General features: G+C 60.1%; 22 protein-coding genes. 6 read left to right on the top strand and 16 right to left on the bottom strand.

Annotation, left to right across the window (positions count from 1 at the left end):
- Positions 1-4 precede the first annotated feature (4 nt).
- Complete coding sequence (locus tag QWI75_RS08650) at positions 5-436, top strand: hypothetical protein (RefSeq protein WP_289268298.1); 432 nt, start codon at positions 5-7, stop codon at positions 434-436.
- 354 nt (positions 437-790) lie between these two features.
- Here QWI75_RS08650 and QWI75_RS08645 read toward each other — a convergent pair whose 3' ends face one another.
- The gene (locus tag QWI75_RS08645) at positions 791-1,801 is read right to left on the bottom strand and encodes an HNH endonuclease (RefSeq protein ID WP_289268297.1); all 1,011 of its coding nucleotides are present in this window, start codon (positions 1,799-1,801) and stop codon (positions 791-793) included.
- A 414-nt stretch (positions 1,802-2,215) separates the two neighbouring features.
- Between QWI75_RS08645 and QWI75_RS08640 the strand changes: the two genes are divergently transcribed.
- On the top strand, positions 2,216-3,805 hold the full coding sequence (locus tag QWI75_RS08640) for an ATP-binding protein (protein ID WP_289268296.1): 1,590 nt from the start codon (positions 2,216-2,218) through the stop codon (positions 3,803-3,805).
- A gap of 16 nt (positions 3,806-3,821) precedes the next feature.
- Here QWI75_RS08640 and QWI75_RS08635 read toward each other — a convergent pair whose 3' ends face one another.
- The 7 genes from QWI75_RS08635 to QWI75_RS08605 all read right to left on the bottom strand — a co-directional run bounded on the left by QWI75_RS08635 (position 3,822) and on the right by QWI75_RS08605 (position 10,429).
- The gene (locus QWI75_RS08635) at positions 3,822-4,916 is read right to left on the bottom strand and encodes a mandelate racemase/muconate lactonizing enzyme family protein (protein WP_289268295.1); all 1,095 of its coding nucleotides are present in this window, start codon (positions 4,914-4,916) and stop codon (positions 3,822-3,824) included.
- On the bottom strand, positions 4,913-6,556 hold the full coding sequence (locus QWI75_RS08630) for a GH3 auxin-responsive promoter family protein (protein ID WP_289268294.1): 1,644 nt from the start codon (positions 6,554-6,556) through the stop codon (positions 4,913-4,915). The genes QWI75_RS08635 and QWI75_RS08630 overlap by 4 nt, the downstream gene beginning before the upstream one ends.
- A gap of 5 nt (positions 6,557-6,561) precedes the next feature.
- On the bottom strand, positions 6,562-7,437 hold the full coding sequence (locus tag QWI75_RS08625) for a sterol desaturase family protein (protein ID WP_289268293.1): 876 nt from the start codon (positions 7,435-7,437) through the stop codon (positions 6,562-6,564).
- Positions 7,434-7,970: a spirocyclase AveC family protein gene (locus QWI75_RS08620; protein WP_441946979.1), complete on the bottom strand. Its 537-nt coding sequence runs from the start codon at positions 7,968-7,970 to the stop codon at positions 7,434-7,436. Before QWI75_RS08620 ends, QWI75_RS08625 begins: the two co-directional genes overlap by 4 nt.
- A 24-nt stretch (positions 7,971-7,994) precedes the next feature.
- Entirely contained in the window at positions 7,995-8,576 is a 582-nt protein-coding gene (locus tag QWI75_RS08615) for a pseudouridine synthase (RefSeq protein WP_289268291.1), read from the bottom strand.
- A gap of 214 nt (positions 8,577-8,790) precedes the next feature.
- A complete protein-coding gene (locus tag QWI75_RS08610) occupies positions 8,791-9,576 on the bottom strand; it encodes a CBS domain-containing protein (RefSeq protein ID WP_289268290.1) in 786 nt (261 codons plus the stop codon).
- 70 nt (positions 9,577-9,646) lie between these two features.
- Positions 9,647-10,429 (bottom strand): ABC transporter ATP-binding protein, encoded by a 783-nt coding sequence (locus QWI75_RS08605; protein WP_289268289.1) that lies wholly within the window; start codon positions 10,427-10,429, stop codon positions 9,647-9,649.
- A gap of 193 nt (positions 10,430-10,622) precedes the next feature.
- Here QWI75_RS08605 and ypfJ point away from each other — a divergent pair, with 193 nt between their 5' ends.
- Together ypfJ and QWI75_RS08595 are read left to right on the top strand one after the other, a co-directional pair.
- Positions 10,623-11,489 carry a KPN_02809 family neutral zinc metallopeptidase gene (ypfJ, locus tag QWI75_RS08600; protein WP_289268288.1) on the top strand — a complete coding sequence of 289 codons (867 nt, stop codon included), beginning with the start codon at positions 10,623-10,625 and terminating at the stop codon, positions 11,487-11,489.
- Positions 11,490-11,753: 264 nt separating this feature from the next.
- Positions 11,754-13,271 (top strand): PAS domain-containing protein, encoded by a 1,518-nt coding sequence (locus tag QWI75_RS08595; RefSeq protein ID WP_289268287.1) that lies wholly within the window; start codon positions 11,754-11,756, stop codon positions 13,269-13,271.
- A 293-nt stretch (positions 13,272-13,564) separates the two neighbouring features.
- Here QWI75_RS08595 and QWI75_RS08590 read toward each other — a convergent pair whose 3' ends face one another.
- From QWI75_RS08590 to QWI75_RS08570, 7 genes are all read right to left on the bottom strand, one after another.
- Positions 13,565-13,843: a hypothetical protein gene (locus QWI75_RS08590; protein ID WP_289268286.1), complete on the bottom strand. Its 279-nt coding sequence runs from the start codon at positions 13,841-13,843 to the stop codon at positions 13,565-13,567.
- Positions 13,806-14,102 carry a BrnT family toxin gene (locus QWI75_RS22765; protein WP_370693559.1) on the bottom strand — a complete coding sequence of 99 codons (297 nt, stop codon included), beginning with the start codon at positions 14,100-14,102 and terminating at the stop codon, positions 13,806-13,808. The genes QWI75_RS08590 and QWI75_RS22765 overlap by 38 nt, the downstream gene beginning before the upstream one ends.
- Positions 14,103-14,423: 321 nt before the next feature.
- Complete coding sequence (locus QWI75_RS22760) at positions 14,424-14,549, bottom strand: SUMF1/EgtB/PvdO family nonheme iron enzyme (RefSeq protein WP_370693558.1); 126 nt, start codon at positions 14,547-14,549, stop codon at positions 14,424-14,426.
- The gene (locus tag QWI75_RS08585; protein WP_289268285.1) at positions 14,546-15,544 is read right to left on the bottom strand and encodes a reverse transcriptase/maturase family protein; all 999 of its coding nucleotides are present in this window, start codon (positions 15,542-15,544) and stop codon (positions 14,546-14,548) included. Before QWI75_RS08585 ends, QWI75_RS22760 begins: the two co-directional genes overlap by 4 nt.
- Positions 15,545-15,616: 72 nt before the next feature.
- Positions 15,617-15,973, bottom strand: coding sequence for a diversity-generating retroelement protein Avd (gene avd, locus QWI75_RS08580; protein ID WP_289268284.1), 357 nt, complete (start codon positions 15,971-15,973; stop codon positions 15,617-15,619).
- A gap of 89 nt (positions 15,974-16,062) precedes the next feature.
- Complete coding sequence (locus QWI75_RS08575; RefSeq protein WP_289268283.1) at positions 16,063-17,346, bottom strand: SUMF1/EgtB/PvdO family nonheme iron enzyme; 1,284 nt, start codon at positions 17,344-17,346, stop codon at positions 16,063-16,065.
- Positions 17,347-18,008: 662 nt separating this feature from the next.
- Positions 18,009-18,563, bottom strand: coding sequence for a Slp family lipoprotein (locus QWI75_RS08570; RefSeq protein ID WP_289268282.1), 555 nt, complete (start codon positions 18,561-18,563; stop codon positions 18,009-18,011).
- Between the two features lie 204 nt (positions 18,564-18,767).
- Between QWI75_RS08570 and QWI75_RS08565 the strand changes: the two genes are divergently transcribed.
- Together QWI75_RS08565 and QWI75_RS08560 are read left to right on the top strand one after the other, a co-directional pair.
- Positions 18,768-19,433, top strand: a complete 666-nt coding sequence (locus QWI75_RS08565; RefSeq protein ID WP_289268281.1) for a DUF2959 domain-containing protein — start codon at positions 18,768-18,770, stop codon at positions 19,431-19,433.
- Positions 19,434-19,503: 70 nt separating this feature from the next.
- Positions 19,504-20,208 (top strand): tetratricopeptide repeat protein, encoded by a 705-nt coding sequence (locus tag QWI75_RS08560; RefSeq protein ID WP_289268280.1) that lies wholly within the window; start codon positions 19,504-19,506, stop codon positions 20,206-20,208.
- Positions 20,209-20,213: 5 nt separating this feature from the next.
- Here the strand turns inward: QWI75_RS08560 and QWI75_RS08555 are convergent, their stop codons facing one another.
- A complete protein-coding gene (locus QWI75_RS08555; protein ID WP_289268279.1) occupies positions 20,214-21,782 on the bottom strand; it encodes a CYTH and CHAD domain-containing protein in 1,569 nt (522 codons plus the stop codon).
- Positions 21,783-22,042: the final 260 nt, after the last annotated feature.

Below are 22,042 nucleotides of genomic sequence, written 5' to 3'. Positions count from 1 at the left end.
CGCCATGTCGCATGATCAGGATAAACCCACCACGATCAAACACCCCTTTCTCGCGGTCACCCTCGCATTCCTAGCGGTCGCGCTATTGCCGTTCTTAGTCTACTCCCTGGCCCCGGCCGATCCTTTGGCCGCGGGCCACGTCGTCTATTCCGCTGGCAAGGAGCGCGTCACGTTGCTCCATCCCACCCGTTATGAACGGTACGGATACGACGCCACCTGCATTCTCGAAGCCAAAGAACAGATCATCATCATGGAGAGTCCGGCCACGCGGATTGACCATACGTTGATCGCCCGCATGCACGAATCGTCCGATCCGATTCAATTCCCTTACTGTCCCCCGCGTGCGGAACTGATCGTGCAGGTGCATCAAGTGAAGGCGAAGGAGGGGCTGCTGACGGTGATGAGGGATGCGGTGAGAAGCATGATCGGACGATAGGCAGATTAGGTAGCATAATCGTCGTGCTCGCAGTGGCCAATAGGGAAGGATACGACCTCTCGCTTCCGCACCTCTCGCGGCAGCCCTCCACGGCGCTCTGAAGCGGAAGCCTTCTGAAATTCTCTCAGCCACGATCCTCGATCGCGGTGCTTCGGTCAGTTCCGGCTTTCCTGCTTCAGCCGCCGGGTGGCCCCAGCCGCTCCGGCGCAAGTCAGTCGTTGCCGCATCCCTCCCTTTGAGGAGAGTGGGCGGGGACAAGCCACCAATGGACTTGTCCCCGCTCGGAGCGGTATTACCGCAGGACAAAAGGGGTAGAGGAGCGGTAAGCTCCCCAAAGCCGAGAAGCTCCAAGAGTCAGGTGCTTTGCTTTCCATAGTACTCATCAAGAGCCGAACGAAACTTCTCTATTGCGTAATCGCGCACAATTCTAACCGATTCTTGCTTACCTGCTTTGTACTTCTCGATCATTTGTGACCAGTTGACTCGCACGCTTCCAAGATTTTGCCTGAGCACTGGATGCTCTTCTACTCTTCGTTGCGGATGCTCGAGTAGCAGATCATCAAACGACATTAGGGACGTATATCTGGTTGATAGCACGACCCAATAGGGAAAGAGTCCATAAAACGTCACGAATGCCCCCAGGATAGGGTCCTGCGGATGTCCGATTATTGCCACTCCGTGATTCGGAAGCGGAAAATTAAGTGATCCGTTCAACAACTGAAGGTCCGAGACCAGTCCGCAGCACAGGGAAGCTCCTTCCCCGTCTCGGATAAACCGTCGTATATCATCAAATTCCTGGCCCAAAAAAATTTCCGATGCTCGAATTTGGCTCAGCCGCTCAAAGGCAACTTTCGCAGCCAAACGGCGAAATTTATCGCCGCAGAGATTAAGCTCGATCCTTACTTCTGACTCCGCGGTATTTCCCAATGGGAGTTCAGTCCATTGGACAGATGGATACTTCCTTTCGATCTCCAACCTCTTTTCTTCAACCTGATCGCCGCGTCCGATCACCGAAAAAGATTTACTACTACTCTTCTTGTCGGACTTAAGCACCATGGGGCCGACGGGAGTGCCTGTCTCATCAAGCACGACATCCCCCTCCAGTCCCGCGATCCGCAGGACCGCCCGCAGACGAGGAACCTTCCCTCTTCTACTCTCAATGCGCCAGATGTTTTGGAAGAAAGCCAGACCTCGAATCACGGGATTTTCAACCTGACTATTGATCTGGTTGTTACAAGTCACGCAGACCGTATTCGTCGTATAGGACAATCCTCCGATTGCATCCGGAAAACAATGAGAGACAGATGGCGGATTACTGCCGGCCAGTTCATTGCGACAGTAGATGCAGAGATTGGGCATATTCATCGCACTACCAATGCTATCTTGGGTGCACTAAGGATACGTAACTATTCCAATGAGAGGGTACGGGCATTTAAGCTCCAATGCACCATGGCAACGATGTAGATGTCCTGCACATTGAAGATAACGGCGCGGAAGGGGAGAACCGCAGGCTCATGAAGTTGAAGCTGAAATTGAAGAAAGGAACAGAGCAACTCTCAGGTGCGATTTCTTGAAGAGGCTATGCAGAAACGCTTCCGGTCGAGTCGTATAGTGACCGCGTTTCTCATGTCACCTAATGTATTACAGATTCGAGGCCAGCGCGAGTCAGAGGCCTCCAAACTCTCCGTACCACCAAAATTCACTTCCTCGCCTTGATTTCGCCTGCGCCTCCGTCTACAGTCCCCTTCGCTGCACAAGTCAGACCCCACGGAGTCGGACATGGGCGAAACTCGGGTTGATCTCGAACATCTGCTGGAGGACCTGCGGGACGCCTATCCCTCGAGCCTCGAAGAAACGATTCTTACGGAGATCATCGCCAACTCGCTCGACTCCGGGGCCGACCGGATCGCCCTCGCGGCCGATCCCGCGTCGTCCACTCTGACCGTCATCGATAACGGCTCCGGCATGCAGCGAACGGCGATGCGCCGGTATCACGATATCGCCTCCAGCACGAAAGTGCGCGGGCAAGGCATCGGGTTTGCCGGCGTCGGGATCAAGCTCGGTCTCCTGGTTTGCGAGGAAGTGATGACGGAAACCAGGCGCGGCAAGACTCATGTGGCGACACGTTGGCATTTGGCGTCGCACCACCGTGCGCCTTGGAACTGGATGCCTCCGCCGGGACTGGTCGGTGAACAGGGCACCGCGGTGCGGCTCAAGCTCAGGACCCCACTGTCTCCGCTGTTGGACCCCGGATTCATCGAAGGAGCGCTGCGTCGGCATTTCCAACCGTTGCTGGAACCGTTGTTCGATTCCATTCTGGCTCCTCACTACCCAAAAGGCATTGCATTCGAAATCGATGGGCGGGTGATCGAACGGCATCCCGCGCAGGCGCCCGATGAAGCGCCCTTAGCGATTCGCATGGCCCGTCGGCGCAAGCCTTCGGCGGTGGGATATCTGCTGCGCCAAGCCGCACCGTTGCCTGAGGATCAACGGGGCGTCGCCGTCAGTACATTGGGCAAGGTCATCAAACGAGGGTGGGACTGGCTGGGTCTCACTCCGTCACAGTCCGAGCGGATCACCGGCGTGATCGAAGTGCCGGATCTGGCCGCCTCGCTCACCCTCAACAAGGGAGATTTTATCCGGACGGGCGCCCGAGGAGCGACCTATCTCGCCTATCGCAAGGCGATCCAAGAAGCCGTCTCCCGGCAACTGGAGACCTGGGGCGATGCGCGCACCGGAACTCCGGAAGCCTCGTCCCGCCTCATGCGTCCGCTGGAACGGGACCTGGACCGTGTGCTGGAAGAATTGTCCGATGACTTTCCGTTGTTGGCCTCGCTGGTCGAGCGCAAGGCCGGAGGCCAGAAGCGGCTGCCGATCAAGAGCGGGAATCTTGACCTTGAAAGCAACAGCTTCACGGCGGTGGCAACCCCGCCAGCCGGTGCAGGACCGACCGACAGTGCGATTCCCGATCAGCCACCAGCAACGGCTCCGCCGCCTGAACAAGACGCCGCAACGACCGAGCCGCCGAGTCCCTCGGTCCCACCGCCGGCCTCCACCACGTTGCCGGGCCAGGGCCGTTCCCGTGCTCCAATGCGGTATGGGCTCGGAATTCAGTTCGAGGATCGGCCCGACGATGCCGAGTTGGGACGGCTCGTCGAATCCACCGTCTGGATCAATCAGGCCCACCCCGCATACCGGCGAGCGTTGGCCTCCCGCTCCGTGGGCTACCACATTTCGCTCGCCGTCGCCCTCGCGCTCGCCCCGCTGGCTGTGGAGCCGGCTCAGGAACATACCTTCCTCACCAGATTTCTTGCCTACTGGGGCCAGGCACTTGAGCAGCCGCAAGGTGGCCGGCGACGCAGGCGATGACAATCGCATCGAAGCATCACGTGGCGACCGTCAACCCCAGCCCTGGCGCAGTGTTGAGTGAATCAATCGCGATCCGTCCTTCTTTGCTGAACATCAGAACCGGCTGGCAGATCTCGCGTTCCAACAGGTAAGTCCCGAAGGCCCCTTCTTGCGCGACCACCATATCTCGATAGGCATTGGCCACGGTAAGAGCGGCTCGTGTGAGAATGCTGGTTTCCCCGACCTGTGCGCCGACGATGATCGGTATGCCGACCTCCTTCGCCCGTTCCGCCACGGCAAGCGATCGCAGCAGGCCGCCCATCTTGGAGATGCGAATATTGATGATCCAGGTCGATGGCGTATCCTGAATCGACGCAAACTGTTCGGTCCGAAGAAAGCTCTCATCCAGGATGATCGGAAGCCCCAACTCCCGCGACAAGACCCGACAGCCATCGTAGTCGCCGACTTGAAGTGGTTCTTCTATCGCCCAGAACGGATAGTTCAAACGCTCGACATAGTCGGAGGCTTCCTGCGGGGTCTTCCACAGATTATTCGCGTCGAGACGGACAGGAAGTCCCGGATCCGAGGATTCTTTGAGACGGTCGATCTTGTGCCGGTCCATCGGAACATTTCCGGTCACCTTGATCTTGAAGTCGGTGAAGCCGATGGCAAGGTATAGGGCCAGTTGTTGCTGGAAGGTCTCCGGGTTGTCGGTTCCCAACACCGCGGAATAGCGGAAAGGCCCCGATAGGCAGGGGACCGAAAGCAGCGACTCGATCGGGCGGCACAACTCCTTCCCCAACAGGTCGAGACAGGCCGTTTCGAGCGCGCACCAGGCGGCGGGATTGCAGTCGATGAGTGCTTCATGGCTTGCCGCCCAACATCGCAGATCATTGAGAGTGGACCATTGTTCCCAGATGCGTCGATGAGTTTCGACAAAAGCCCTGGCTGATTCCACGGATTCCCCCGTCACATAGCGCCGCGGACAGCCTTCTCCGACCCCCACCAATCCCTCTGTGGAATGGGCCGTGACCAAAACGCTCTCGGTGACGGACCGGGAGGCGGACGCATGACTCACGGTCTGCTTGAAGGGAATCTCAAGGAACGTCAGATGGAGGCTGCTGATCTTCAATGGGACGATTCCCTCGCGTGGGATGTGAAACCAAACTGGCACTCGTGGGCATACTGCAGCCGCACAAGTTTAAATTGCGCTTCCCGTTGCCCGTTCTGGAGGCAATGTCGTTTATAGGCCTCGCCGGTGCCGGGCTCGAGCAGGCACACGTGCAGAAGCTGTAGCCGGCCGCTCTCTCGCTTTGCCTTGTACTCGACGTTCAGTCCAGCCAGTCGCTCGTCCACCATGCGCTCGAGACAGGGTTCGTCAGGCGGAGGCTCCAGATAGAGCCGGTATCGACCTTCATCCACATCCGCGAGCATCATGAAGAACTCACAGCTTGTCCCGACTGACTTTGCCACATCCTCGACCGCCTGGATCACCTGATGCTCGTAGACTTTTTCTCCCGTGATGTTGGTAACGCCCTTTCCCTTTTGGACGAAGCGAATCGCCGGCGTCTGATTGAACCGCCCCGTCACCTCCACGATGTCGTTCATCGCATAGCGGTACAGGCCGTTGGAAGTTGTCACGATCACGGAGTATTTCCGTCCCTCTTCGAGTTGGTCGAGCGTCACGGTGGGCGGCTGATCCCGTTCCCAGTGATGGGCCTCCACAAACTCGAAGACCTGCTCATGCAGGGTCGGCACACAACGATTGCGCACCACGTCGACATTCAGGCTTCCCAGACATTCGCTCGAGAGGTACCCCATTTCAATGATGGCGGCACCTTGTGGCAACAGGGCCGTCAGCTTCGGAATCAACAGCGCGCAATTGCCTCCGGTCCAGGTCACCACCGCGCGAAGAGACGGCCAGAGCGACGCCAACGTCAGGCGATCCTCCTGTCCGATCAATGCCCGCAGGTGGGACAGCCGCGCGGGCGAGGCGGCCGGCAGCGGCACAGGGGCGGCTCCAGCATGACCCCGTCGGGATGACAGCGCTTCGATCAGCTCGGGATATTCCCGGCGGATAACTTCCAGCAACTTGAGAATGGTCGAGGGATTGGGCGTAGCGAGGACAGACAGCGACGGCTCGGCCAGCGCGCAGGCCGCAATATGCCGATACTTCTGACCGTAATCCGCGAGCCCGCGCACGGCATCCGGCAAGCAGGATTTTCGCCGGATGGCCCAGGGGAGCGAATCCGTCATGACACCGGACATCGCCCCGTAGCCGGTCCCGGTCGGCAGGTGCCCTTCGATCGTCGCACCCGCGATGACCAGGGTCTTTCCTTGGTAGACCCCTGGCGCCCCTTGATATTGCGCAAAGGCGAAGAGTCGTTGATAGAGCCTGATCCCGCGAGCCGTGTCGCTCAGAATCGGAATCAGCTTCGGCTTCCCCGTGGTGCCGCTCGTCTGCGCGTATAACAAGGGCGGATCGGCGTTGACTCGGCGTTCGCTCGTCTGTTCCTGGCCCTCGATGTAGGGCCGCAAATCCTCATAGACCTGGATCGGCACGGCCCGGCGATAGTCGTCGAACGTGCGAAGAGCCCGAAACCGGTGCTGCTGTCCAAAGGCCGTCTCCGCCTGCCTGGCCAGAATGCGTTGGAGCAGGGCCTCTTGAACCGGTCCGGGACGGCAGGTCTTCCGAATGAAGGGAGCCCAGTCCCGCCGCTCGATCACCCACATGGAGGCGCGAACGGCCGCGTTGAGCAGGCGATCGTGCATCTGCCTCAGGCCGCCCGCTGATCGAGATGCCGGGTGAAGGGTGCGGCCATTTGATCCATGAATCCCTCAGGATACCGTCGATTGACCAGACCCAAGGTCTCGACCTCCTGATCTGCCGGCAAATATCGTGAGCCAAATACGAGGTCCCAGATGATGAGGTTGTTGCCGTAATTGCGGTTGGATTCGTCCTTCACCATGGAATGGTGCCAGCGATGCAACTCTGGCCCGCTGATGAGGTAATTCAGGAGGCCGAGCCGCACATCAATATTGCAATGCTGGAAAAAGCCGTTGACCGCATATCCCACGAAGTACAGGCTCAGGACGTCCTCGCCGACTCCCAGCACGATAAAGGGCACACTGTCAAAGAGGAACTGCAAGGCCTTGTCGATGGGATGAAACCGCCCGACGTTGAGCCAATACAGCTTGTGCGGTGCGTGGTGCACCGCATGAAATCGCCAGAACGGCTCCCATTCGTGACTGAGGCGATGGAGCCAATACCGCATCCCGTCCGCAAGCACGACCATCCACCACGCTTGCCATCCGACCGGCCAGTACGAAGGCCACCAGGCGCGCAGGGACCAGGTTTCCCCCTGGAGCCAGTGGAAGATGACCAGCACCGCGGCAAACGACAAGCATTTGGGCAACAAGACCTGAACGGTCGTCAGGAACAAGGAATCATGGGCCACCTCGCCCGGGGAGGGTCGCCACGCTCGCCGATAGGGCAGATACAGTTCGAGCAGGGTGACGAGCAGCGCGCCCAGCGTCACCGGGACGTAGGCAGCCATAAGGGATCCGACATCTCGATCAATGAGAACGAAGTGGAAGGCGACACAGACCGTCATGACGACCGGATAGGCGCCATATTGCATCAGCCGCTTCATAACACTCCCTCACGGCTCCGTTCAGTCCTCTCTCGGCGACAGGCAGAGTGAAGACGGCCGTAGAGCAGCACAAAGGCCGCCAGCACGAGGTGGAACAGAGTGGGGAGCCTGGCGCCGAACCAAAAGTGATCCGGGGCCAGGAACACCCCCACCGCCAACCGCAGGGCCATCACGCCGAAATAAACCAGCCCCAACGCCAACAGGATTCTTCCTTTCCGTGGCGACAACACGACTGAACCAGCCAGCACCTTCCAGACGGCGCCGAGGCACAGACCGATGATGATGAGTTGGATGAGGACGAGCGCCGGATAGGGGAGCACCCCGCTGTGCCAGGCGTCAAACGGCGGGAGAAACCGAACGGGAACCCACGCTTGAATGAGCTGAGCCAGGACCCTCCCGCTGAACAGGATCAACAGAACCAAGAGCACATACCCGTAGGACCTGAGCGGAAGGGAGCATGGTTGGGCGGTTTGCGGGTCGCTCATTCCGCCTTTATTGTAGAGGGGTGTCTCCGACGGACAAGCAAAAAGCAGATTACCAAGCCGTCATCCCGGCGGTCAGCCCAGCAACTCACCCAGCTCGCGCTTCGTCGCCGGCCGCCATTCGCCGGGCCGAAGCGTCCCCAAGGTGATCGGCCCGATCGCGACCCGGACCAGCCGTAATGTCGGATGCCCGACCGCAGCCGTCATTCGACGCACTTGACGGTTCTGTCCCTCTCGGATCGTCAACTCCAACCAGGCAGTTGGGACACTTTTTCTGTATCGAATCGGAACAGGACGCTCGGGCAGTTCCGGCTCGTCGGACAACAGCCGCGCCTCGGCTGGTCTCGTCCGCACACCCTTCAGCATGACCCCCTGGCGAAGCCGACGCAGCGCATGCTCGTCAGGGACTCGCTCCACCTGAACCAGATAGACCTTCGGCCAGGCATGCTCTGGATCGGTGACGCGATGGATCAAGACGCCGTTCGACGTCAGGATCATCAGCCCCTCGCTGTCGAAATCCAGCCGGCCGGCCGCATAGACGCCGGGGAGCTTGATATAGTCCGCCAAGGTCGGCCGTCTCTCCGGATCGGTAAAACAGGGCAGCACGCCGTACGGTTTATTGAAGACGATGGTAGGAGCTGGCGTGGTCAGGTCCATCCGGCGTGGTCGCGGTTTCAGAGTCCTGTGCACTGGTGTTGACTTCACGCGGCAGTCGGCGACCTCAGCTGTGCCGCTTGGTTCGCCGGGGGAGGTGCGAATCTGGTCGGATGGTCGCGAGTGGATTTCCGGAAAGTCCTGCGGCGGCCTTGAACATTCCGCGCGTGACGCAGCCTGCACCGCCGCAATTTCGGCGCGGGCCATTACAGGCTGATCACACGACGCCGGAGTAATAACGCAAGATATTCGAGACCGAGATTAGGCCGGTGATCTCTCCCCGGTCCGTGACGGCTAGGTGCCGAGTGGCCCTGTCCTTCATCATCCGCACGGCCTCGATGATCGGCCGATCGCCTTCAATGGCGGGGATCGGACTGCGCATGCAGGCCTTCACCTTGGTGATCGCCGGATCCAAGCCTTTCGCGACGACCTCGCGGGCCAAATCGGAATCCGTGACCAACCCGACAAAGGCCTTGTCGTCGGTCACCAGCAGCGACCCGACCGCCCATTGCTGCATAAGCCGGCCTGCCTCCTTAAGGGAAGCATTCACGTGCACGCTGCGCAGCTCGGACGTCATATGATGAGCCACATGGGGTCCGATCACGGCCTCGACATCGTGCCCGCTCTGAGCGACGACCGCCGCCCGGTCGGCTTCCAACTCGGCAATGCAGCTTTCCAGCACCCGCTTGCGCTGGTTGAGACTTTCCCGCTTGTGATCGCGGGTGGTCTCCCCGCCCTCCGGCGCCTCGTCAGGAAAATTTACGAGCCCGGCGGCGGCTCCGAGCTGCGCATACTCATAGGCTTCCACCATCCTGGACGTGTCGCCCAAGGCCTCTCGTATCAGTTGCTCTGCCTTGGAATCGAAGTCGTCGAGCACCTTGTCCTGATGATCTTTCCATTCGGCGATCAAAGGCACCAACTGCGCGAGATGTTGCCGAAGCCGGTCGATGCTGCGATCCAGAGAGGCTGTGCGCGAAGAGCCAGGCGTGGTCTCGTTGATCATACGCGACCCCCTTGTGGTGAGAATGGCCATGATGATACGCCCGATCACCTGATCTCGACAAGAGCCCTGGTTATCGCTTCGCCCCCGGCAGGGCTTGATAAAAGCCGTTGATCTGGACCAGTTCGATGGGCATGCCGTACAAGGACGTCAGCGCGTCACTTGTCAGCACCTGTACCTTGGGACCGTCGGCGACGACCCGTCCACCTTTCAGCAGCACGACACGCCCGATTTCAGGAGGAATCTCATGGAGATGGTGGGTCACGAGGAGCAAGGTCTTGCCCGCACGCATCAGTTTCCGCATCGTCTCGAGGTAGGCAAAACAGGCCGGCAGGTCCAGTCCGCTGGTCGGCTCGTCAAAGACCAGCACCGCCGGATCATGCACCAACGCCCGGCCCAGCAGGAATCGGCGCTGTTCTCCGGTCGAGAGCGTGCCGAAGGGCCTGGTGATCAGATTGCCGACGCCCACCATGTGCGCGATCTCCTGCGCCCTGATCCATTGCTCAGAACCGAACCGTTGATGATCATAGGTGCCGATGCTCGCATAGTAGCCTGAGAGGATCACATCCAACCCCGAGACATGCTCGAGATACCGGTGCTGGAGGTCATGGGAGACAACCCCCAAATGCTTCCTCAACTCCCACACGTTCCATCGATCGCTCCCAAACAGGCTAACCACCGTTTCGTCGTCAGGAGCCGGGTGCAGCTCGCCGGAGAGCAGCTTCAGCAAGGTCGATTTCCCCGCCCCGTTCGGGCCGAGGATGGCTGTATGTCGTCCTTGCCGAAACGAGAGGGTCAGACGGTCGAACACCTTGCTGTTGCCTTTGAAAGCCGTGACATTTCGCAGTTCGATCATCGGCGTTCGCTCGATCACAGCCAAAGACTCCGCTTCATCTCGCCTGCCGAGCTTAGCCGGGAGGGAATCGATCCTGCAATCGCCGCAGAAAGCCGATGGATCAGAAGGCCATGGCACATCGACGTTCCGCCTCCTTGATCCGGGCGTTCTTCATATGCTGTGCTAAGACCTCGTTCCGGAAGAGGGTGCGGCCATGCGATGGGAGGGGCATCGTCAGAGCGACAACATCGAAGATCGCCGCGGAATGGGTCCCATTCGTCCCGGAGTCGGCATCGGGCTCGGCGGGATTGTCCTGGTGCTTGCCGTCAGTTTCTTCACCGGGACCAATCCCCTTCAGATCCTGAACATGATCGGCGGCCTCCAGGATGGTGCTCTCCAATCAGCGGTCGAGTCTCCGGGCCCGGCACAGCCACCGCAGGATCAATTGGGGACATTCGCCTCCCTCGTGCTGGCCGACACGGAAGACACCTGGCGTTCGCTGTTCTCACAGAAAGGCCGCTCTTACAAAGAGCCCCGCTTGGTCCTCTTCACCGGTGCGGTCCGTTCGGCCTGCGGCACGGCCTCTTCGGCGGTCGGACCCTTCTATTGCCCCGGTGACCACAAGGTCTATCTGGACCTCGCCTTCTTCCAAGAGCTGTCCCAGCGGCTGGGCGCTCCAGGAGACTTCGCGCAGGCCTACGTCATCGCCCATGAGATCGGCCACCATGTGCAGAACCTGCTCGGCGTGGCCGAGCAGGTGGCCCATCGGCAGCGCCAGACCTCCGCAGCCGAGGCGAATGTGCTGTCGGTAAAGATGGAATTGCAGGCGGATTGCCTGGCCGGAGTCTGGGGCCACCACGCTCGTCGCGAACGGCGTGTGATTGAGCCGGGCGATTTCGAGGAAGGGCTGCGGGCGGCGGCCGCCATCGGCGACGACCGGTTGCAACACAGGTCGCAGGGGCACGTGCAGCCGGAAAGCTGGACGCACGGCTCGTCGAAGCAGCGGGCAACCTGGCTCCGGCGCGGCCTCGAATCAGGCGATCCCGCCGCCTGCGACACGTTCGCCGATCCCGCCGCGTAGCTCGGAGAAACGGGACGAATCGTGATAGTCTCTCCCTGGCTGCGGACACCATTCTCTCATTTTCACTCAAGTCTCCAGCCTGTTGACCGATACAGTGAGGCAAGAGCAGCAGAACAGTCTCCTCGTGTGACCACACACAAACATGATGAGCTGCACTCAGAGCTCCATGCCAGCTCGATACACGATCACCCGAACAATTCCGATCTGATGTAACCGCTCAGCCCGATGCTGAGCGCATACCGAGAGCTGAAAGGCCACCGACACATGGACTCCAAACGGAAGATCGTTCCCGTGAACGCCTCCAGAGATTTTTTCATCAACGAACTCTTTTTCTCGACGACCACTCACAAGGGCATCATTGTGTCTGGCAACGAGGTGTTCGCCCGTGTCAGCCACTACCGGCTCGAGGAGATGATCGGCCAGCCGCACAATCTGATTCGTCACCCCGACATGCCGCGCACCGTCTTCAAGTTGCTGTGGGACTATCTCCTCGCTGGGAAGTCGATCGCGGCCTATGTCAAAAACATGGCGTCTGACGGCCGCTATTACTGGGTTGTCGCGCTCGCCACACCAATCGAGGGGGATGGCTTCTTGTCCGTGCGATTCAAGCCGTCGAGTCAGCTATTTGCGCTCATCCCGGATATCTACAGCGAGTTGCGCACCATCGAACAGATGCACGAAAAGCAAGGCGACGGGCCCAAAGCCGGTATGCAGGCCGCCGGGGCCAAACTCGGCGAGATCCTGCAGGCGAAAGGCTTTGCCGACTATGACGCGTTCATGCAGGCCCTGCTCTATCAGGAACTGAACAGCCGGGACGGCATCCTGGCTCGTGAACATCTCACTATGTTCCCGCCGCTGACGCCGCGGCGTGCCGAGGAGGACCCGCTCGACGCCGCGCTCCGTATGCTGTATCAAGATTCCCAACAGATGTACCAGCACATCAACGGGGTGTACGCCCAACTCGATGAGTATGTTCACCGTAATGAGGAGCTCTGCACGCAATCACGCGCGATTCTCTCGTTGACCCGTGAATTCCAGCTCATTTGCCTGAACCTTTCAGTGGCATCGAGTCGGTTGGCGAATGCCGGCCATACGCTCACCGTGATCTCTGCACACCTTCGCGAAGCTTCCTCCTGGATTGCCAGCATCGTCTCCGGACTCGCCGCGCAGGCGGCCAAGATCTCCCAATATCTTGGGCAGACAGTGTTCGGCTTGGCGTGGGCACGCCTGCAATTTGAGATGGTAATTGCCTACTATCGTGAATTCCGGGCCGGACTTGCCGACCTCGACAATAAGACACAGCCGACCACGCACCTGAGCAGACTGGCCGATCTGCGTTTTGCATTTTGCAAGACCATGGCCTCCGTGGAACGCTCGCTACAGGATTTGTCCAAGGAACTGAAGGGGTTGAATATCGAAGTCGAAGAGCTGCGCAAAGCCATGCTCTCACTTCAGGTCACGTACGTCGGCGGGTTGGTCGAAGCTTCTCGCCTGACGGAGAACGGCGTGTTCACGACGATCTTCCATGATATTCAGAAGCACATGGACGATACCAAAATGAAGCTGGACATGTTCGATAAGGTGGTCCGCGCCCTCGATACCCTCGCCCGCCAAACCCCGAAGATCATGCACATCGCCTCCTGTGCAGGAGAGCAGATGAGGCGAGACCAGGAAAGACTGGCGGCGCTCGTCGGTCACAGTGCTCCTGACCCGGTCGTATCCGATGCATTACCGGACGACCAGCGGACACGGTCGTCGAGCACAGAATTCTTGGCTGCATAGATCCCGCCCCGGCCTTTGCAGGCGGGGACCTCCCGCTGGAATGAAGGTGGATGTGCAAGCCGACTGCTTAGCCGGCGTGTAGGGTCATCACCCCCGTCGTGAGCGGCATCTGATCGAGTCCGTCGATTTCAAGGGTTAGGGAAGGTCCTGGACGAGACGGACGCCGACACCGGTGGTCACACCAGTTGATCAAACGTCCGGCGGAGAAGGACACTGTTTAAGAGTCGGTAATCATCGACTCCTGTACGAACAGGACGACCGGAAGGAGAAGGGTCAACCATCGTCGACAGCGTTCAGGCAACCATGATCCGCTTCATTCTTTTGACTTCTTGCTCCAGCCGATTAAGGCGAGTCTCCATGGTGGCTCGCCTGTCCTCGTCCATCCTCAAGAGCCAGCTTATCAAGGTTTCATAAGGCACACCGGTCTCCCGAGCAACCCGTCTCAGACCTCGGTAGCTTCCGGGATCGATATTGATGGTGATTCGTACAGCCTTCTGCCGCGCAAATGTTGCCCGAAGCTTGGCCGTGCCTGCCTCATCCACCTTCAGGTGTTCGAGCTTTGGTTCTCTCATCGTATAACCTCCGAAACTTTCGCCATTCGGCTGATCCAATGAGACGAATCCTGCTGCCTCTCATGGTAAACCGTGTTGTGATGAGCCGTCCTGTCGAGGTTTGACCCACCCAGAACAACCGCTTCTCCTTCACAGAATGCTTCGCGTCAACGAGTTGAAAACCCTTCTTATCGAGGAACGATTCCACCGCTTCTGAAAATGTCACCCCGTGCTTGCGTATGTTCCTCAGTTCCTTTGATAAATCCCACTCGAATTCCATCTACGCGGCGATCCTCGATTGGGATGGATCATACCATAGGCCACAGCGCACGAGAAAACGCACGAAATCCGACGCCGCCGCTCACATCCTCTCCTGCTGTCACCTCCTGCCGTGCGATCGGCACATTGAGCTTGGGTGCCGGATCGTCAGAACCATGTCGTCATCCGATCGTTGCGTCCTCCCATTGGCAGCGGTTGATCGAGACTCGGAGGCTGGACGGTGGGTCTTGAGGGACAGACGATGGTCTCTGTCCTTCCTGTTCTCATGAGAAAGGGACGGGGCAATTTCTTTCAGGAGAGCAACGGGTCAGGGAACAAAGGGTTATTGGTCCCTGTCCTGGACGAGACGGAAGCCGATGGTACCGTCCCGGCCGCCGGCCTGGACCCCGTACCGGTTCGAGGCACGGAGGTTCTCCGGTTTGTTGTTCCAGGAACCGCCACGGATCACGCGCAGGCCGTCGCTTGGCCCGCTCCCCTCGTAAACACAGCCTGGGAGAAGATCGCCCGGCGCAGGCCCTCCGTATCGGCATGCTGAGCGTGCCCGATCCAACTCTGAACCGAGGCCGCCACCTTGACCCATTCCAGTCGCCCGGCTCCATAGGCCCGCGCCATCCGGCGGAATCGGCGCGCGAACCGGTGGCCGTTGTCGTTCCGCAACCGACGGCGATTCGGGAACACGACATAGCCGAGCAGGTTCAACCCATCGGCCGTGCGCGTCACATGGGCCTTATCGGGATGGAGCCTGAGCCGATCGGCGGCAAGCCGCTCACGGACGGCTGCGCGAATGTCTGCCAACCGGGTCTTGTCCTGGTCCAGCACCACCATGTCGTCCACGTAGCGAAGGTACGGCCGGACCCGCAGGACCTGCTTCATATGGTGATCCAGATCGTCGAGATAGAGATTGGCAAAGAACTGGCTCGTCAGGTTGCCGATGGGAATAGCCACGGCCCGATCGATCGGCGTGAAGAGGTCGTCGCCGGGAAAGTAATGGGGCTCACTGTCTCCTCCAGGAGATCCATCGATGATGCGATCAAGCAGGTCCAAGACGCGCAAGTCTGTGATCCGTCGCCGCAGCTTTTCCTTCAGAAGGTCGTGATCGATGGACGGGAAGTACTGGCGCACGTCCATTTTCAGGGCATACCGATAGGTCTGCGCCCAGGCTTGATAGCGGTCCACCGCCGCATGGACCCCCTTGCCGTGGCGGCAGGCGTAAGAATCCTCGATAAACGTCCGGGCGAGCGGCCGTTCGATCACGTTCATGACCGCGTGGTGCACAACCCGGTCGCGAAACGGCGCTGCCGCGATGACGCGCGGCTTGCGCTCGTAGATCGTGAACAGACGATACTTGCTTGGGCGATACGTCCCGTCCTGAAGCTCGCGCCGCAAGCGCAACAGTTCGCGCTCCAGATTCAGGCCGAACTCCGCGACGGCAACACTGCCCACGGCGCGCCTTCCGATACGCGTCGAGTAGGTTCTTAAAACTCACCAGTTCCGGCCAGAGATTGGCAAGGCGTGTCATGGCTGCATCTGAGACGGATCGCGACTGCGGAGCCAGCCGCCGATCTGCCGCCCAAGGTCATCAAACAGCCGCGCGCCATGCTCATACTGGCGCAACGCGATCACCTTCAATTCGTGAGCCAGCCTCCAGAGATGGCGCACGACTTCCAATCGCAGGTTCGCGCGATGCAGGGAGGCTGTCTTATGGTGCGTATAGGCCGCTTCAACCAGCAGCTCCAAGACCTCGATCGACCCGGCCTCCAACCGTTCGCCCAATGTAAACCGGCGCGAGCGGGGAAATTTGTCGAGCTGCGGGATCAGCCAGAGCAGCAACTCGTGGCAGGCTTGCACGGCTTGCGGAAGAGTGGTGGCCATGATTCCCTCACCCCAACCCTCTCCCAATCACAATTCGGGAGAGGGAGCATTTCGGAAGGGTAAAGGGTCAAAGGACAAAGGGCAAAGGGTTATTCGGAAATGTCCTGGACCAGACGGAACCCGAGGGAGCTGTCCCGGCCGCCGGGCTCGATATGGAAAAGTCGCCAGGCACGCAGGGACGGTGACTTCTGGCACCAGGCCCCGCCCCGGACCGCACTAGGAAGTTGTTTCTGTTCATACCAAACCGCACACCATTCCCCCACGTTGCCGGCCATGTCGTAGCAACCATACGGGCTCACGCCCTCGGGATACTTGCTGACAGGCGAGGTGCTATCCAGACGGGATTCGAGGCTGTTGCATTTGTTCTTATCGAACTCGTCACCCCAGGGGTAGATGCGCCCGTCCGTGCCCCTTGCCGCCTTTTCCCACTCCTGTTCCGTCGGCAAGCGCTTGCGCGCCCAGGTGGCATAGGCCTGAGCTTCGTGAAAGCTCACCCCAACCACTGGATGGTCGGGCTTAATAAATTTGGGGTTATTCCAAGACGCCGGAATCCGAATGTTCTCTTCCGTCTTCCATCTCCACCCCTCTTGGGACCAGTAGGCCTGATTTTCGTAGCCACCCGCCAAGATGAAGGCACGAAATTCCTCGTTCGTCACGGGATAGATGCCGATCCAATAATCATGATCGATCGTCTCACGATGTCTATCCTCCCCGTAGAGGAACGGGCCCTTGGGCACTTTCACCATGCCGGCTGGCGCTTCGGCCGACCGTGACTCCACTCGCGGCCTCGCTGAAGGAGCACCAGGGGATGGCTTTGGGTCCTCCCTTGCGGATTCACGAGCGATTTCTTGACGTGTCTTTTCAAGCCTTTGCTCGACAGCGGGTATTTCACGCTCCGGTGTCGCCTGAATTGGTCCCTGCACCGGCTTTCTTAAATATCGTTCCCGGAGCTTCTGCATGGCTGCGTCGAAGTATTCATGTGGCACGGTGAGGGCGTTGTACCTCGGCAGTTCTTGTAGCCGACCTGGGGGCGGTGTGATCTTCTCGAACTTGAAACCCTCTTCAAGAATCGGAATGATGTTACGTTCTAAGCTGATGGCATGCTCGATTTCTTGACGGAGCCAATCTTGAGGATTGTCGAAGCCTTCCATCGAACCAGGACCGAGAACAACTAGAAAATGCGCCCGCGCCGCGATTTGATTCCTGATAATGGTATCGAATTGGCCGCTGTCGATACTCTCGACATCCATGAAGACGTCATAGTCATGCGCGCGTAGATGCGAGTATATGAGGCGCGCAGTTTGCCAACTTTGCCGTCGTCGATAACTGATGAAGACTGTTTTGTGAGTCTCAGGCCGTTGATCGCTTGGCATGTTGGCGCCTCAAGGAAGCTAGTTCTTCTATTCGGGTCAGTCTGTCGCATAGTGTTTCGGTGATAGTGGAGCATAGGCCAACAGAGATCGTCGCCATGGCGGTGAGAGCGCCGGAGAATGGGTCAGGACGACAAAAGGCTACTGGTTCCGTAAAAAGGTGTCAACCAGCGGGTCTGGAGAAATACCAGTATTTACGGAGGTGGGCAACCGCTGCTCCGACGCGGCCGTCACAGGGAAAGCGCTGAACAATGATCGCACGAGGGCAACAGGACAACAGCGCGAGGACACCGACAATAACGCATCAGGGTGAGGCCTGGAATCGCGGGGCACCAGTTGCCCGGCTTTGAATGCAACGGGTCGAACGTCAGGCGAGGCGATCTGAGCCATTCGCTCTACCCACTACCTACACGATTTTCAGAAGAGCCGTCATAGCTAACCCTAATCCGATAATAATGTCTGCTGACGAGGTGACCGTCCCTGCGTCAATCCTGCTTCCTCGCCCTCGGGTACCCGTTGCTCCCCTCAATGCAACGGGTGTTGAGGGAGAGGAGAAAGGTGAGGGTGGGACCGTGAGGATGTGCCCCTCACCCTCCCCTCTCCCCCGCCCCGATGGGGCGAAGGAAATACGGGGTTATGGGGTCTCGCTTATTCTTGGATTAGGATTAAAAGCCCGTCCCGATGCTGATGCCGCCGCCGGTTCTCGTTCCCCCGCCAATGCCCACCCCGCCGGAAATGCCCCACCAAGGACCCGACCTCGCCCGCTCTGCATAGTCCTCCAGTCTCCAAAGGTGCAGGTGTTTGATGTCAAGCGTGGGGTATCGATACTCCACTTCGTCCAAGCGACCCGTCCTCGTCCCCGTCACCTGTCCGACGATCGTGATTCGGGCTCGATCCCCGACGGCCGCCGGATCCAAGAAGGTTTCCTGTCTGGCCAGAAACCGCCCCTGGCTTTCCGTTCGCTCGCGAGCGGGCCGCTGCCCCTCGTCCAAGGGAAGCTGCAACACCTCCAGCACCGTTCCCCCGTCGGCCGTGGAGGCTTTCAACACCTCGCCCCCCACCACGACCATCTTCCCCTGGTACGAGTCCGGACTCGCCAACAGTTGCTGGAACGAGACCGACGGATCAACCTGTGACTCGAGCGCGTCCGGCATAACGAATCCGGATGATCCGCAGCCGCCGAGCAGCAGCGTGATCACCGGGATGAGCGGTCGTCCCATACAACCAGGCATGTGGATACCTCCAGTCATCAGAAACAGACGATACAACGTGCCTACGGCGAGACTACCTCAGCGGCATCGCGTGAGCAAACGCCGGACCTTGGCAACTGCTCCGTCGGCATCTTGACTTCTGCAATCGCTGCATCGGACTATGCGCTGGTTTCGGTTGTTTTCATCGACACACCACCGACCCAACAAGGCCCTATGCGAATGCCTATCTCCCTGACCCGCTTCGTGCCCTGTGTGCTGATCGGATTGATGCTGGCCGGCTGCGACACGCTCTACATGGGCGCGATGGAGAAGATGGGCTATGCGAAGCGCGACATCCTGAGCAGCCGCGTCAAGGCGGCGCGGGACGCCCAGGAAGAGGCCAAGCAGGAGATCCAGAGCGCGCTCGATCAGTTCGGCAAGGTCGTCAATTTTTCCGGAGGCGATCTGGAGGCCACCTATAAGAAGCTGAGCGGCGAGCTGGAAACGAGCGAGGAGCGGGCCGAGACGGTCAGGAAGCGGATCAGCGATGTGGAATCGGTCGCCGACGCCCTGTTCAAGGAATGGAAGGAAGAACTCGATCAATACTCGAACAAAGATCTGCGCCGCAAGAGCGAAGCCAAATATGCGCAGACCAAAACGCGATACGGAGAGATGCTCGCCGCGATGAAGAAGGCCGAGCAACGGATCGACCCCGTGCTGCGGCCGATGCGGGACCAGGTGCTCTACCTCAAACACAACCTCAACGCCCGTGCCCTGTCCTCCCTGAAGGGCGAACTGATCAAGGTGGACGCCCAGGTTGATCAGCTCGTCAAGGATATGAACCGCTCCATCGCGGAGGCCGATAAATTCATCCAGGGCTTGGAGAAGGATGAGGGGTAGGCTTCCTCATCGCCCGATGCGCCAAGTTCATCTCCTTGCACAACAGGCTGAAATGAGGCTCCGACCGCCCATGAGACCCGGTTGGCGGAACATCGGCCTCATGGTTCTCGCCGCAACCTTGTGTTTCTCCGGTTGCATGCTGCTGGATCGGCCGAGTCAGCGCGTGCAAGACCTGACCAAGACGGCGACGCAGGGCCACGTCGAATCCGCCTACGAACTCGGCCTGGCCTATGAAAAGGGCCGCGGGGTCGGCCAGAATCTGAGAAAAGCCGAGCAGTGGTACAGGAAGGCGGCGGAGAAGGGCCACGTCGAGGCGCAGAACAATCTCGGCGGCCTGTACCAGGACGGGATCGGCGTCGGACAAAACTACGCTGAATCATTGCAGTGGTATCGGCTGGCCGCCGACCAGGGGCACCCCGGAGCCATCCGTAATCTCGGCTACCTGTATGACAATGGTCTGGGTGTGGCCCAAGACAAATCACGGGCTGCCACCCTCTATCGACAGGCCGCCGAGAAGGGCGACCGTGGCGCGATGATTGACCTCGGCATGCTCTATGTCCAAGGGCAGGGGGTTCCGAGAGATCCTGTGCAGGCTTACATGTGGCTGGACCTCGCGCAATCGCGATCACCGGAATCCCTGGACGTCCAGACCCAGTGGCGCATCCAAGGGACATTGGAGCAATTGGCCGCCGGCATGAGGAAAGAGCAGGTCCAACAGGCGCAGACCTTGTCGAGGCGGTGGATGGCCGCTCACCCCGTCGATCCATCACGGTAACCCGGTTACCCCCACGCCTTTTTTCCCCGCTTCTCCAGCTTCTTCCAGGCCAGGGCAAACTGTTCTCTGGCCCGCAACTTCCGCTGACGTTGGCGTTCCACCATCCGGCCGGCCGCAAAGGCCGCCGTCCGACTCTGTGATCCGTCCAGATACGACCGGACCCGCCCTTCCGCCACCACGGCATCCTGATGCATGCCCAGGATGTCCTGCAGCTCCTTGGCCCGTTGAATAAACCGGGAGGCTGGGCGCCCGACCGTGGTCTCGGCCAGCTCGGCCGCATAACGGGCCCGCTTGACCTTGATTCGGACCCGGTGCAATTCCTCATCCGATGGAAGCTCGGGCAGAGCGCGGACGGCCTTCCGCAGCTTGCGAAACTCCGCCGCCGCAATCTCGTGCAAGGACACATCCGACGGTATCACCTGCGGATGCCGGCTCCCCGCCTCCGCGAGGTCCAGCGCCGCGAGATACCGATCGGTGCGCAACGCGGAGATCAGCTCCTCCTGAACCGATGCACGATCCCGTCTGAGCCTCCGGATCAACCGGCGGACCGGCGGCGCCTCGCGCGGCTCAAGCGTGGCCAGCTCCTGTTGAAAATACTCGATCAGGACGTCCAGATCCCGAGCCGGTCCCAAGACTCCCGCCAGCCAGGAGAGCTCGCTTCGCACCTGCTCGCTCCATTCCGGCACCAACAGCGGGCGGGCGGCCCGCAGCAGGGCACGCAGCCGCCGCGTCGCCACCCGCATCTGATGCACCGCCTCCACGGTTTCCCCGATCCGGACGAGCGGATCGTGCCGCAACCACGAGGCCACTTGCGCGGACAGCAGCGCGCGCAGATGGTCGATGATCGGCGCATTCGGCGCGACCGGGGGAACCGGCTCCTGTAGCGACAGGTCCAGCGCGCGAAACATCTTCGGGCGACCGTCGTGGTCGCCGGCCCCCGCCTGCCGGAGCTGGTCTTCCAGCCGGTCGAGCACCTCCTCATCCCCGTCGAGCAGCTCGATCTCGACCTCGCGGAAGTGCCGGACCACACGGCGGTCCACGAGCACGCTGACCGCATCCAGCACGACTTCGGCGACAGGCCGGCCGTTGGTTGAGATACGTACGCCGGTACGCCAGGTCCTCATCATGACGACCGGCGCGACCGGTGTTCCCCGTAGATGCGCGAACAGCGGGTCCAGGAGCTGAACGGGCGGCCGACCCGGCCCTCCTTTCGCCTCGACTTCATATCGGCCTTCCGCACAGGGCAGCTTGAGCTGCCAGCCACTGCGTCGTTGCTGCACTCGCCGGCGCAGCGTAATGCCGGCTGTCGCTAATCGATACCCCTCTGTATCGAAATAGGTGGAGGTCAAGAGGCGTGGAGGGAACGGCGCCCCCTGAAGATCGGGCAGACGAAAACTACGCCCGGCGGAGAGCTTCCGTTCGCGTTCCAAGGAGAGCGTGACCGTCATTGCACCGGTTGCCGAAGACCCGACGGCCCGCTTTCGCGCCCGCACGCTGTCCGCCGGCAGATCCGTCACCGCGCCGCCCGAGGACCCGGACGGTTCGCCATGGTGGGAGCCGGACGGTTGCGGCATCGGAGACGACTCCAGCAGGACGATGGGAGTATGAGGATACCGGTCGCCAGACGAGAGTGCAACGCGGACAGCCGGACGTCCGGCCGGAGCGGATGATCAGGCAATCTCGATTGTTCGGGGCTGAGAGGGAGGGAGATTAGCCCGCATTATTCATGACGGTTCGTCGCGTTGCACCCGTTGCATCGGGAAGAGCAACGGGTACCCGGCAGTCGCCAGGCGTTGGACCCATTGCATGGAAAAGGGCAATGGGTACCCCCAAG

Origin of the sequence: Nitrospira tepida, assembly GCF_947241125.1 — a bacterium.
GTDB lineage: Bacteria > Nitrospirota > Nitrospiria > Nitrospirales > Nitrospiraceae > Nitrospira_G > Nitrospira_G tepida.
Note: the sequence above shows the minus strand (reverse complement) of the source record. Positions and strands in the feature narration are given on the sequence as shown.